Here is a 13,417-nt window from a genome sequence, read left to right as displayed (position 1 = left end):
TGCTTGAGGCGACGGCTAGAAACATAAGCATTACTGTGTATTTATGAAATCTCATTATAAGCAACCTCCTAGTGGAACTACACATTGGTAGAAAAATATATATACTTCTACTTGATAAGTTCTTATTTTAATCATATATAAAAGGAAATGAAACCGGCTATAACAATCAATGGAAGGATTACTGCGAGTTTATTTTTTAGAGGGACACGCTTGTCTGGGACGCCGGGGATGGATAACAAAAGCTAGTAAAACAATTACTCTAATAATACCTAAAAGTGTATGAATGATGATCATCCTCCTAAGTAATATTATTATTAAAATTATATCACATTCAAATGTTTATAAAGTAAATATTTCACAATACAACCCAGATGTTGCATTTTTAAATTCAAAAAAGCCCCTCAAAGCATCAGCTTTAAGAGACCCCATCCTATCATCTTCTCTCTTCATACAATCGATTTGCTTTATACGAGCAAACGAAATACATAACAATTGCAGCAGGGATAAACAAGCATGCAAAGCCTCTCATCAATGCAAGTGGTGTTTCAAATAAGAATGCCCATAGAAATGATACCCCTTGCTTATCCCATAGTCCTGGCGTAAAATATAGTTCTTTCGGATTTGCAAGTGCTCCTACATTAAGCGTTTCATTAAACATAAATAGGATTAATATTGGAATAGAGCATATAGCTAATTCTAAAAATGTTTTAGATAGACGCTTATACTTCCCTGCTCGTGACATTGGATCTGAAAAAATATCATCTTCACTTTCTTCATCTACCTTTTTAAAATATTGCGTACCTGACCACCGATTACCAGCTATATGCTCCCAGCCACTATCTTCAAATAATGTGCAGTAATTAATAAAATCACTTTTTCTACTAAATACTCTATGGTCTATTTTAATCGTCGCATCTTCTGGTTCTGTATATCTAAATGTATAACCAAATGTATTGCTTTCTAGTTGATAGCCTTTCCAAGCCATCTCTTCTAACCATTTTTCCTCTTTCTCAAAATCTAAAAAGAATTTCAATCTCCACATCATCGTTTCCCCCTAACTATACGTGTAATAAACTTTTTGTAACCGCAATAATGTGCTGCATTCTCATAAAGTCTAAGTGTAATACTTCTTTCCCTCGTTCCGTAATGACATACACTTTTCTTCGTTTATCTTCACTTTTTACTGATTCTATTAATCCTTGTTTTAATAAATTTTCAACCGCGCCATACAGTGTACCCGCTGCGATTTTCACTTGATGATTACTCAGTTCCTCTACCTTTTGCATAATTAAATAACCATGGGCTGGTTCTAATAAAGCTAAAAGAACGTAATACGTTGTTTCCGTTAATGGTAAATTTTTATCTCTATTCATAAAGACCTCCAATGTAACGATAAGTATATAGCTAAACTATATAGTTCAACTGAATAGTTCCATTTTATACAGTTAGACTGTATATGTCAAATGTAGGAATAACTTTATAACCCAAAACAAAAACGCTACCTTTTTAAAAGATAGCGTTTTTGTTTTACCCTTGCTTATTCTTCGCCTTCATTTGCTCTTCATAAACAAACTTCGCGGTCATAAAGTCGTTAGAAAAATCTTTCAATGCATTCTTCATTACATTTAATTCTTCTTGTGATTTAATTTCAATACTGTTTAAGAAATCAAATGCTTTTGATTGTTCCTCCGCAACAAAGTTTTGTGTCATATAATCATCTTGGAAATCTTGCTTCGCTTTTTCTTTTACTTTATTCATTGCCTCTGTTTTGTTTATGCTTTTCATAGGGTTTTCGAATGCTCCAGTAGGTTGTTCCGGTTTTGGCTCTTCTTTCTTTTCCAGCTGTTGCGCTGGTGCTGGTTGTTGTGGTTCTTGCTTTGGTTGTTCTTGTTGAACCGGCTGCTGTGCTACTTGTTGCTCTTTTTTCGCTAACTCATCTTTTAACTTCTTCACTTGCTCATCAAGAGATTTTTTTTCAGTTTCTAACACACTCATATCACTTTTCAACTTTTGCGTCTCTTCAAAATGTTCATCTACTAATTTATTATATTCTTTCTCAGAGTACATTTTTTCACTGGTTGATGTCGTTTTCTCTTTCGTAACAACTACATTAATAATTATAAATAAGGCTACAATTCCTATTAACGCAGCGAAAATCTTCTTTTTATTCATGATTAATCCTCCAAAATGTAAAATTTCAAAAATTATCATAACAGACCAATTCGTTTTCACCTGTCATATTTTGTCGAATCAATATAATAAAAAAAAGCATCTGAAACAGATGCTTTTTTCTCATTCTTAATACGTAAACGTAATTGTCACTAAAGAATACCCTTCTTTCGCATTGTAAGGCTCCGCTTTATAAGAAACTCGATTTGCCCCTTGCGGATAATCGATTTCGCCAATTGCCTTTTTCACATCTTGCAGTGCACCATTCATTGATTGCTTGTACAGCACTTCAATTTTCTCTGGTTTCGCACTATAGCGCTGCTGCATTTTATTTTTTAATTCAGTATAGTTGTTTACGATATATTCATTTCCTAAATAGTTTAACTTTGTATCTTTTAATATTTGCTGATATGCAGGCGTTTTCGTACTACCTGCCGCAATTTTGTTTGTCAGTGTACTATAATAATTTGTTGTAGCTTGCGGATAGTCTCCGCGGTTCCACTCATGATTTCTTGCGATTTGTTCATCTGATAAATTGAAATACGAATACGTTACGCGGCCCTGTTCATCTGGCACCGGATCATCGAATGTTGTATCAAGGTGATACCATTTGTTTTCGATTTTCACTAAATTCCAAGCATGAGGTTGTCCGTCCCCAGTTCCTGTCACGAAATGATTTTCAATTCCTGCTTCTTTTAATAATTGATAAGTTAATAGTGCGTAACCTTGGCAAACCGCAGAACGATTTACTAGTGCTTCATATGCTGTGTAAGCTTTATAAGACGTATCATAAGAAACATGTTTTACTACGTAATCATGAATCGCCTTCACTTTTTCGTGATCATCCATTCCAACTTGAGTAATAGAAGAAACGATTGCTTTCGCTTGTTTCATGACATATTCCGTCTGTTCTTTCGTTTCACGATATGTAATCTTAAGTGTAAATGTATAATTTCCAGGTGATCCAGAAAGTCCATATGAAACATTCGATCTATTATTATTTGTATACTCATTTTTACTTGCAACTTCTTTATATGCGTTAAAAAGTGTATTCATCACTTCGTTTGTATTATTGTTTTTCGTTTTATATGGAAGTGTAATATTTGTCTCGTATGTATTAATACGCTTTTGTACTTCCTCTTTAAAAGCTGTTAATAATGCCGCATCTCCTGTGTCTTTCACATCAGCATTTTTATACTTCAAAGTTTTATATAAAAACTGCGCATACTGTTCACGTGTTACTGTGCCATACGGTTCAAAATTCCCGTTCCCTGTGCCATCTGCGATTCCATTTGACTGCACTGCACTAATTGCGTTTTCTGCCCAAAATGGATTTGGAACATCCTTAAAGGTATGTTTTTGTTTTGCCGCAAGATGGAAAGCATTTGTAAGAATTTGTGCCATTTCCGCACGACTCACAGAAGCTTTCGGTCTAAATTGGCCATTTTCATCACCTTTAAAAACTCCTAAATTCGTTAAAGTTAATACCTCTTCTGGAAACATTGTAGAACTTTGATTAATATCACCGTAAGGATTTTTAAACGTAGACCCATCCTTTAATACGTAACGAGTTCCATCATTACTAAACGAACCGCCTTGTTTATTCGGTACTAACACTCGATAAATTAAAGCCGCAACTTGCTCCCTTGTCGCAACATCTCCAAAACCAAATATCCCATTTCCATAACCGGAAATAATATTCTTACTCGCTAAATCTTTAATCGCAGGATATGACCAATGTGATGTCGACACATCAGAAAAAACACCCACTTCAGCAGCTTTTACATCGCTACCATTTGTATATAACAACGCACCACCAATAAGTGATAATGATGTAATTGATTTTAATAGTTTTGTATACATAATGTCTTCTCCCAATACGTTCTCTATTTTTGTTGGTTTATGTCGAAAAATCTAAAAATATGACAAAATATATTATACAATTAAAAGTTTTTAAGGGATATATTGAATTTTAAAATATGCAAAAATTCATATTGTTATAAGGATTCATAGTGATATTATGTTATTTTACTTGCGAATATATAAATAAAAAACGCTCATCTGAGCGTTTTTTTATTTATATACTTATTAATTACTTTTTCTTCACTTAGAACTCTTCTTCGGTAATCATCCTTCGATCTAACAACTCTTTATACTTCAATATTTCTTCAGCCCCACGGCTCTCCATGCGTATATTGTATAACACTTGTTGTATTGACCTTTGATTGGTCCGTTGAAACATTTACTCCATTTAATAGTATGACCGTAATTATTAATCCAATTGAACTGCTGATGATCCTTTTCATTTTAAAGCCCCTTTCTGAAAACCTTTTTCTTTTTCTTTATATCCTAAATAGAAGTATTCACTAGATTTTATTGAATTTCCTTCTTCATGATATTTAACCGCTAATTTTTCAGCATATTCCTGGACATATTGCCATAAACCTACTTCATTAAAGAAAGAAATTCCTTTAGAAATGGCTAACTCTAATTCTTCAGCAGAAACATTCTCATTCATTTCTTTTAGAATTGTAAAATGATGTTCATATTCTTTTTGTTCCAGTTCATTACAAATTATTAATCCTTTTTCAATTAAGGACGCTGCAAGCTTTGTCTTTCCTAACTTTAAATTCTCTCTAGCTTCCAAAAAAATCGCTCTAAAGTGATTCGGAATTTTTTGTGATACTTCTGATAAGTAACGAAGTGCTAAATCAGATAGGTTTTGCTCTGCATACATAACCCCTAAACTATGTCGAACTCGTAACATTAGCTCCTCTTCATTCTGCTTTTTCAAAATATCCAGAGACGACATGAAATAAACTTCTGCTTGTTCAAATTCATTTAGCTTTACACATGCTAAACCCAGAACATTGTCACATGCTGCCACCTTCCTGCTATACCCGTACAGCCCTTCAAATGTATTCCTTGCTCTAGTTGCATATTGAATTACTAAAATAGGCTGGCAAACGTGATAATAATAGCTTGATAGCTTAAAGTTAAATTCTGCTTTTTCGATTGGATCTTGAATATTTCCCAACAAAGATTCTGCTATTCCATAATGCTTTTCAGCCACTTTAAAATCACCGTTTACTGTAGCATGAGAAGCCTTAAAGAAATGGTAATAATATAATAAAGATTCATCTGATGGAGCTTCATCTAACTTCATTTTTCTTAGATCATTCTTAGATATGTCAGATTGATGGGGATAAAACTCTGCACTTAACATTTTAAATCTAAAATCTACAAGTGAATAAAACTCTGTATTCTTTCGATCTTCTTCCATACTATTAACTTTTGTATCAATACTTTGTTTTAATTCCTTTGCCTTAGAGAAAATCTGTGAACGAATTTCTCTATACCACTCATGTAAAAGTAAATTGATTTCTTCCTTTTTTATTACATGTACACTCATATAGCCCCTTCTCCTTTGTCTATAGATTACTAACATAATAACAAAAATCTTCCAGTAAAACTTTTAATTTTCTGAATATTGTTGTTTCAAAAAAATTTCTCAATACAATCCCACCATTTTATCCCTTTAAACTATAACTTGTTCTGTTCCTTATTCGTTTCTATATAAAAATAACACATCATTATTAATAGTGATGACACATGAAAGTCTATCCTTTCATAAGAAAGCCTCTTTTCTTTTGTACATTATATCCATTAGGACTCATTTATTTTTTACGAAACCCACCCTTTTGCTTCCGCCGGCGACGAGGAGTGGGGTTTTTGTTATCTTTTTCTAAAATTTGTTTCCTAAAAACATACGCAGAAATTTTACGTACAATGGTTTTCACAAATACTTTTAGAAGTTCAAACAAAACTCCATTAGAGATAGTTTTATTAAATTTTTCACCACTAGCCGCAAAAATATCTTATAATCTCTATATAACAAATTAATGTATTAGGAGTAGATAAAATGCCAGTTACACTCGAACTTATTCTTTTCATTCTTATAGCAATTAGTGCTGTTGGCTATTTAATAAAAGAATTTCAAAAAACTAGGAAACGAACACTTGGAATTTCACTAGAATTTTTAGTTCTTTTCTGGTCAATATGGAGAATATCAACTATTATAATCTAATTTATAAAACATAAATTCCTTCGAATGAAGTGAAACTCTAATCAGCGGGCGTTTTATGGGATAAATTTACCAGTATTTTTACCACAACATTCATGTTAAAATCCCTTGTGAGTACGACATAACTCGACCTTATGAAGCTCCGTAGCTTTTATCGCGGAGCTTTTTTTATTAAAATTAACGCTTTTGTTCACTTTTTTGATACATTTACGAAACATTCATATGTTACGTTATATAAGTCCTTTTTTAAATCTTATTCATTCTAGCAAAAAGTCCTAGTCCCCCTAGGGCTTTTTCGCATTCAAACAATGAGTTGTATTTTTTCTCAATAACCGAAACTACTTAACGTGGTAAAATAATAATCAGACTGGAATTTAACACCATATTACAATGGATCAAATCGCAAAAAGCACCTTAGGGTGTCTTTTTTATAGAGAATCAGTTTAAAAACTAAAAATAAAAGAACCTCAATAAATGAGGTTCAAAAAATCTACTATTTTAAATTACCTTCGTAAAAAGCAACTCCATTTTGAACATGTTTTAAGTACCACGTAATCGTCCCGCCACAAACATTTTCATTAAAACTATTAGCATATACTCCATTTGAGTAATAAAGAGTTCTTTTGAATTTACCATTAGAATACTCATAAGGAATTGAGCATGTTGCTTGCTTCGGAGAGCTCACAGCTTTTTGCGTATCAGCTGAAGCTGCACCAATTCCCCCTGTTAATGCAATACCTGTTGCTACTGCTCCTACTACTAATTTCCTGAACATAATAAATCCCCCTTTAATAGTTTTTATAGCTTACAACTTAAATGTATCACTTTTGTAATTTATGTAAATATCTTGAATATGTAGAAATATTTATTTAATTATTGGTAATATTAGGATTTTATTTTATCAAATGTAAAATAGAGGGATTAGAGAAGCATGTGAAAATACAGATAGGTTTATATTAAATGAACGTGGTCCAAGTCGGCGAAAGGCACCTTTTGGTGTCTTTTTTGTACATAAAAAAATCTCACCATCTTATAGAAACGATAAGCCCTTTAAAACAATAATTGCAACTATATTAATTTTACATTAAGGTTAGAGAATGTTCTTATATTAATAAAGTGCTAAATAGTAGGTGGAAAAATGGAATTTAACGATTTGGGTATTACCATTAAAGAACTTAGAATTAAAAAAAATATATCACAATCCGAATTATGTCATGGAATATGTTCACAAAGTCAAATTAGCAAGATTGAAAAAGGTATGATTTATCCATCTAGTATATTGTTATATCAATTATCAGAAAGACTTGGTATTGATCCGAATAACATATTTGCACTAACTCAAAATAAAAGATTAAAATATGTAGAAAATGTAAAATACGTAATAAAAGATTGCTTAAAGCAAAAACAATATAAAGAACTTTATGAAATAGTGAAAAAAGAGAAAAACTTAAATAATTTTCAAACAAAAGAAGAGAAACAATTTCTAATATGGCATGAAGCAATTGCTATATTTATGGTGGATAAATCATTAAAAACTGCTTTAGATTTTTTAAATAATGCATTAAAACTGACTTTAACTAATTCTGATTTTTTATCAGAAAGAGAAATAGATATTATGCAAACAATGGCTATATTTTATGCGGAAAATAAAGAATATGAAAAAAGTATTAATATATTAAAAAGATGTTTAAGTAATTTTAATAAGTTAGATTTTCCTAGAGATAAAGAAATTAAGTTGAAAATCATGTTAAATTTAGCAAAATCTTTGGACTTCACATATCAACATGAAGAGGCAATAAAATACATTGATAAGGGCATCAAATTAGCAATTAATCTAAATACGTTATACCTATTAGGTGAACTATTCTATTTAAAAGGTCAGTTGTTATTAAAAATTAAACAACATAATGTAGAAGATGTTATTTATAACTGGAAAAAAGCATTATTTATATTTGAACTAACAGAAAAAGAATATTATACAAAAATGCTACCAGATGAACTTATTGAATTACAAAATAAAAAACACTCATAATTTCGTAAAAACTACTTACAAATCCCACAGAAAAAATCCCTATAGCTTTTAAACTTAAAACGCTAATATTAAAATAATTTAAGTTGGCAGAAGGCACCTTTTGGTGTCTTTTCTTTATTTTTACAAGGACCTGCTCAATTAATTCTTAAAAACATAATAGGAAACATTGTTTTATTTATCCCATTTTCATTCATGCTATATATAAAATTCGTTAATAAATCCACCTCAAACATACCTATATGCATAGGAGTATGTTTGAGGTGGAACTCCTTCAAATACTAGTTCCTTTTATAAGCCGTTTTTTTGATGTAGATGACATTATTCTCAATACAATAGAATGAATTATTGGAACATATTTAGCAATATATATCAAAAAACAATATTAAGAAACCCCCTCCACCTTAAGGTAGAAGGGATCTTTTAATTTCTATTTCAAACTACCTAAAATTTCCGTCAAGATAACCCCAAGCGTATGTGCACCTGCATCTGGATATCCTAAACTTCTTTCACCAACTACCGCTCCTCTGCCGAATGATCTTTCAACGATAGATTATATGCCTTGAAGTGCTACTTGCAACATTTCAATTCAGATATACGACAGTAAAGAATACATCATCACGGTGTCAGCAAGCAAAAGTGTATTCTGCATTTCTGAAAACAGTAGATGGCAGATTATGACCTACTGAATCTGCTAAGAAAGAATATACAAGAACATCCTTAACATCCTCTTTATTTCCACTAATGATGACATCAAGAAAATCTTCTATTTGGAATTCTGGAGTAAATAACACAATCTTAGTTGTTCTGTTTGGTTCTAAAGAAACAAAAGTACGAGAGATTTCAACTAATTCATTTTGAGTTGGGAAAAAAGTGTTTCGACTTCTCTTAACAGTTACCGTCACATTACTAGTATGGCAACGCGAATCATTGTTTAGCATAATGTTGAGAGCAGTTGGAATAATCCCATTTTCAGAGACTGGAACTCGAAACACTCCAGTAGATTTATGGGCCATATAATCACATCCTTTCAAAATAAAATATATTTACAATATATTAGATGCAAAAAACGTTCATTTTGATATGGACAAATTACATGATTAATATATCTATAATAACCCTCGGTATTACTAAGCCAATGTTTTAAAAGATTAACAAATATCGCGAGAACCAATCGAATGTATATTAAAAGTAAAAAGAATACGTTGTCTAAAAGACCCCCTATTTTGAGCCAATAATGAGACATTATGTTAATCTTATATGTATAGCTGCACAAAATTGAGAAACTTAAGGAGACAGATAAATTTTATGAGAAAATTATCTATATTACTTACTTTCATTCTAGTATTAGTCAGTGTTACGGCTGCTTGCACACAAGATAAAACAGATAGTGCCGTTGAAAATGGTCCAATAGAAGAACCAACCGCAAAAAATGAAAATGAAGAATTAATAAATTTTGAAGAAAAAGAAGAGATGAGCCGCTTGGAACAAGGTATTTTATTAGTTGGTGAGAGTGTTAAGGGAGGCTATTACTTGATCGCTGTTCAAAGTGCATATTTAAATGCTAGCAACGATTCCGTCATTGTTAATGTCTCTGTAAAAAATGTACGAGGTCAAACGATTGGATTATCAGAATTAAAATATAACTTAAAAGATGAAAAAGACGGAAAGATCTATAAAGGAAAGGTGCTTGATCAAAACCCTTCTGATATACAAGTTAAACCAAATGAAACGGTAGAATTGAAAATAGCTTTTGAAGTACCACGTACCGCAGATGAATATATGTTTTATATTGAAAGCTCTTTAGACCCTCTACAAACATACTGGAAAATTGATAAGCTGCAATCACAAACAAACTAAATCTGAAATAAGAAAAAAGCAATGAAAAATTTGATATAGATACAAATGAATACTATATAAACGTAAGACCATCGATTTAATGAATCGTTGGTCTTTTTCAAAAAATGCCCCATTAAAAACTAAGAGATAAAAAAGAACTAATCTCTAGAAGAGATTAGCTCAATATATCCAAAGCTATTATGGTACATAGTTTTATGAGCAAACGTTATATAGTGTTGTATGGGATACATAACCTGTCATCCCTTTATATGTAACTTTTAACCACTGTTTAGAATTACTGTAATGACCTTGAACATATTCACCAGTTACCCATGTTCCAGTAATTTTCGTACCATCATTAAATGTATGTAAGACAGGTGAATCGACAGTATAACCACTGCGCATCTTTGCACCATATACACCTACCGTACCTCCCTTTGCACAAGCTGCTACTACATTTTCATTTTCAGTAGCATTCGTAGCCGCGAAAGCAGAGCCGTTAAATGTAAATAAAGTAAATATAAAAGCTGTTAGTACTGTACAAATAGATAAACGACGTAACAAAATAAATTCCCCCTTTTTTTATAATTTACTTCTTCACAAATGATTTTCTTAAATATTCTAACTATTTTCAATATATTAATGTTGAGAAATATTAGTTGTATTTTTGAAATAAGATTTTATCAAAAACAGTAACAAACTCATATTTTACTGAGAAAGAACCGAAAGAAGTCTTCTACATATCAACTATATAAAAATCCCTCCACCTTAAGGCAGAGGGACTTTCTAATTATTATTTCAAACTACCCGCAATCTCCGTAAAGATAACTCCAAGCGCATGTGCACCTGCATCAGGATATCCTAAACTTCTTTCGCCAACTGTACCAGCGCGGCCCATGCGAGCTACGATTTCTTTCGTGTACTCTGCGCCTTTAACGGCTGCTTCTGCACCTTTTTCAAAGGCAGTTTTCATGTCTTCTTTGTTTGAAGCGCTATCTAACCAAGAATCTACACATGGAGCAAGTGCGTCAACTAATGTTTTGTCACCAACTACCGCTCCTCTACCGAATGATCTTTCACCGATAGATTGTATGCCTTGCAGTGCTGCTTGCAACATTTCAGCGAATTCTTTCACTGTTAACTCACGCTTCTCGCCTGCTGCTTTACTAGCTGCGCGGAATGCACCGCCCCAAATTGGACCAGATGCGCCGCCGCAATGTTCCATAATAATCATCGAACAACCGTCAAGGAATGATCCGATCGTTACGTTTTCTTGTTCTACAATAGAATGCCACTCACGTTTTAATTGCTTAAATCCTTTTGCAACACTCATTCCGAAGTCACCGTCACCTGCATGTGTATCTAACTCACAGAACGGTACTTCATTTTTAATAATAATGTCGCTCATTTTATCAACGAGATAAATCATGTTGTTTAATGTGATAACATTATTTTTTATAACAGCGTGCTCTTCCGCTGTTTCTATTTCAAAAGAAACTTCCTTCTCTTCTGTCTCTTCAAGCACATTCACGTACTCAACACTTTCAACTGGACCGTCTACTTTAAACGCAGGTGTATTACATTCTTTTGATAGTAATGTTTTTAGCTCGTCATCTAACTTCATTACCGTTAAAGACATACCAGCCATATCAATACTTGTCATATAGTTACCGACGAATACTCTATTAATTTTAATGTTTCTAGCTGCTAGTTCTCTCGTAACGGCGTTGTTAAATAAGTAAAGTTCTTGCAGTGGTGTTCCGCCAAAACCGTTAACTAGAAGTGCGATTTCCTCGCCATCTTTTACTCCTAAATCTTTCATTAAATCATTTGTCATACGGTTAGCTAATTCATCAGCCGACAGCATTTTTTCACGCTTAATTCCTGGTTCGCCGTGAATACCTACGCCGTATTCCATTTCATCTTCCGCAAGTGTGAAAGTAGGTGATCCGCTCGCTGGAACTGTACAAGACGTTAACGCTAAACCGATTGTGCGCACGTTAGCCGCTGCTTTTTCTGCTACAGCTTTCACCGCTCCTAAATCCATACCTGCTTCCGCTGCTGCGCCGGCAATTTTATGAACTAAAATAACTCCCGCAACGCCGCGGCGTCCTACTGTATATAGGCTATCTTCTACCGCAATATCATCGTCCACTTTTACGTAGTCGACTTCAATTCCATCTTCCGTCGCTAAATGCGCACCGTTTTTGAAATTCATAATATCGCCGCTATAATTTTTAATAATTAATAACGTACCTTTTTTACTAGCTGTTTCTTTAATTGCTTGATATACCTGAATTTGTGAAGGTGACGCAAACACATCTCCGCACACTGCCGCATCTAACATTCCTTTTCCGACTAATCCTGCATGTGCCGGCTCATGGCCACTACCGCCGCCGCTAATTAATGTTACTTTATTTTCGTTCATTTCTTTCTTCTTAATGACTTTATATTTTTTCAAAAGCTCAAGCTCTGGGTGAGCCATAACCATTCCGTTGCACATTTCCATTACTAATGTTTCTGGTTTGTTTATAATCTTTTTCATTGTAGTTCTCCCTCAATTCCTTTAATATATTGTGATATATTTGAAATCTTCTTCTTACTACTCATGTTAAAATGAAAGCGTTTTATAGTAAACGGACAAAATGGACAATCTGTCTAAAGACACCGCTCTCATTTATAGATAGGATTTTTATATTAATAACATTCTAGGGATGATTCAGATGACCTCTTCTATAATTTCTAAAAAGATAATCGCGAACTCATTGAAGTATTTAATGGAAACAGAGTCGTTTCATAAAATATCAGTGAGCGATATTATGTTACACTGTCAAATGCGTAGGCAAACTTTTTATTATCATTTTAAAGATAAATTTGAACTATTAAGCTGGATTTATAGAGAAGAAACGAAAGAAAATATTATAGACTTTCTCGATTATGAAAAATGGGAAAACATTTTCGATTTATTATTTGATTACTTTTATGAAAATCAAAAATTTTACCGAAATGCTTTTAAAGTCATTGAGCAAAACTCGTTTAATCACTATTTATTTGAGCATACGAAAAACTTATATATGAAGATTATTGATGAATTATCTGTGAGCTGTGGATTCAGCCTTTCTGATGAGACCAAAAATACGATTGCCTCCTTTTATAGTCACGGCTTCGTTGGAACGATAAAAGATTGGATTGAAAGCAAGTGCGAAGTAGATCCATCCGTTATGTCTTCTCTTATGAAAAATATGATAAACAATCAATTACTACTATTACTTGAGCAATCAGCAAAGTAATTAAAG

General features: G+C 32.7%; 15 protein-coding genes. 4 read left to right on the top strand and 11 right to left on the bottom strand.

Annotated features, from left to right (window positions below):
• Positions 1-433 precede the first annotated feature (433 nt).
• The 6 genes from ACS2FK_RS06035 to ACS2FK_RS06010 form a co-directional block, all read right to left on the bottom strand.
• Positions 434-1,045, bottom strand: a complete 612-nt coding sequence (locus tag ACS2FK_RS06035) for a DUF2812 domain-containing protein (RefSeq protein WP_063546674.1) — start codon at positions 1,043-1,045, stop codon at positions 434-436.
• 13 nt (positions 1,046-1,058) lie between these two features.
• Entirely contained in the window at positions 1,059-1,373 is a 315-nt protein-coding gene (locus tag ACS2FK_RS06030) for a PadR family transcriptional regulator (RefSeq protein WP_001078063.1), read from the bottom strand.
• A 154-nt stretch (positions 1,374-1,527) separates the two neighbouring features.
• Positions 1,528-2,172, bottom strand: coding sequence for a hypothetical protein (locus ACS2FK_RS06025; RefSeq protein ID WP_063546672.1), 645 nt, complete (start codon positions 2,170-2,172; stop codon positions 1,528-1,530).
• Positions 2,173-2,298: 126 nt separating this feature from the next.
• Positions 2,299-4,032, bottom strand: coding sequence for an S-layer homology domain-containing protein (locus ACS2FK_RS06020; RefSeq protein WP_063546670.1), 1,734 nt, complete (start codon positions 4,030-4,032; stop codon positions 2,299-2,301).
• Positions 4,033-4,337: 305 nt separating this feature from the next.
• Positions 4,338-4,475: a Phr family secreted Rap phosphatase inhibitor gene (locus tag ACS2FK_RS06015; RefSeq protein ID WP_071731857.1), complete on the bottom strand. Its 138-nt coding sequence runs from the start codon at positions 4,473-4,475 to the stop codon at positions 4,338-4,340.
• Entirely contained in the window at positions 4,472-5,581 is a 1,110-nt protein-coding gene (locus tag ACS2FK_RS06010) for a RapH N-terminal domain-containing protein (protein WP_063546668.1), read from the bottom strand. Before ACS2FK_RS06010 ends, ACS2FK_RS06015 begins: the two co-directional genes overlap by 4 nt.
• A gap of 510 nt (positions 5,582-6,091) precedes the next feature.
• Here ACS2FK_RS06010 and ACS2FK_RS06005 point away from each other — a divergent pair.
• Positions 6,092-6,256 carry a hypothetical protein gene (locus ACS2FK_RS06005; protein WP_001145511.1) on the top strand — a complete coding sequence of 55 codons (165 nt, stop codon included), beginning with the start codon at positions 6,092-6,094 and terminating at the stop codon, positions 6,254-6,256.
• 490 nt (positions 6,257-6,746) lie between these two features.
• Here ACS2FK_RS06005 and ACS2FK_RS06000 read toward each other — a convergent pair whose 3' ends face one another.
• Complete coding sequence (locus ACS2FK_RS06000) at positions 6,747-7,028, bottom strand: LCI fold-containing protein (protein WP_000488870.1); 282 nt, start codon at positions 7,026-7,028, stop codon at positions 6,747-6,749.
• Positions 7,029-7,391: 363 nt separating this feature from the next.
• On the opposite strand from ACS2FK_RS06000, the gene ACS2FK_RS05995 reads away from it, so the two are divergent.
• Positions 7,392-8,285 carry a helix-turn-helix domain-containing protein gene (locus ACS2FK_RS05995; RefSeq protein WP_016082633.1) on the top strand — a complete coding sequence of 298 codons (894 nt, stop codon included), beginning with the start codon at positions 7,392-7,394 and terminating at the stop codon, positions 8,283-8,285.
• A 427-nt stretch (positions 8,286-8,712) separates the two neighbouring features.
• Here the strand turns inward: ACS2FK_RS05995 and ACS2FK_RS05990 are convergent, their stop codons facing one another.
• On the bottom strand, positions 8,713-8,832 hold the full coding sequence (locus ACS2FK_RS05990) for a DAK2 domain-containing protein (RefSeq protein ID WP_080469908.1): 120 nt from the start codon (positions 8,830-8,832) through the stop codon (positions 8,713-8,715).
• Positions 8,833-8,908: 76 nt separating this feature from the next.
• Positions 8,909-9,298: a hypothetical protein gene (locus ACS2FK_RS05985; RefSeq protein WP_000940659.1), complete on the bottom strand. Its 390-nt coding sequence runs from the start codon at positions 9,296-9,298 to the stop codon at positions 8,909-8,911.
• A 292-nt stretch (positions 9,299-9,590) separates the two neighbouring features.
• Here ACS2FK_RS05985 and ACS2FK_RS05980 point away from each other — a divergent pair, with 292 nt between their 5' ends.
• Positions 9,591-10,142, top strand: a complete 552-nt coding sequence (locus tag ACS2FK_RS05980) for a DUF4352 domain-containing protein (protein WP_023521319.1) — start codon at positions 9,591-9,593, stop codon at positions 10,140-10,142.
• 192 nt (positions 10,143-10,334) lie between these two features.
• Here the strand turns inward: ACS2FK_RS05980 and ACS2FK_RS05975 are convergent, their stop codons facing one another.
• On the bottom strand, positions 10,335-10,685 hold the full coding sequence (locus ACS2FK_RS05975) for an SH3 domain-containing protein (protein ID WP_000946191.1): 351 nt from the start codon (positions 10,683-10,685) through the stop codon (positions 10,335-10,337).
• Between the two features lie 229 nt (positions 10,686-10,914).
• Entirely contained in the window at positions 10,915-12,666 is a 1,752-nt protein-coding gene (gene dhaK / locus ACS2FK_RS05970) for a dihydroxyacetone kinase subunit DhaK (RefSeq protein ID WP_063546666.1), read from the bottom strand.
• Between the two features lie 178 nt (positions 12,667-12,844).
• On the opposite strand from dhaK, the gene dhaS reads away from it, so the two are divergent.
• On the top strand, positions 12,845-13,411 hold the full coding sequence (gene dhaS, locus ACS2FK_RS05965) for a dihydroxyacetone kinase transcriptional activator DhaS (protein WP_000204213.1): 567 nt from the start codon (positions 12,845-12,847) through the stop codon (positions 13,409-13,411).
• The last annotated feature ends 6 nt before the right edge of the window (positions 13,412-13,417 follow it).

Origin of the sequence: Bacillus cereus group sp. BceL220 (assembly GCF_051776965.1) — a bacterium.
In the GTDB taxonomy this organism is placed as follows: domain Bacteria; phylum Bacillota; class Bacilli; order Bacillales; family Bacillaceae_G; genus Bacillus_A; species Bacillus_A cereus.
The sequence above is the reverse complement of the archived record's forward strand: the minus strand, read 5'-3'. Positions and strand labels throughout refer to the sequence as shown.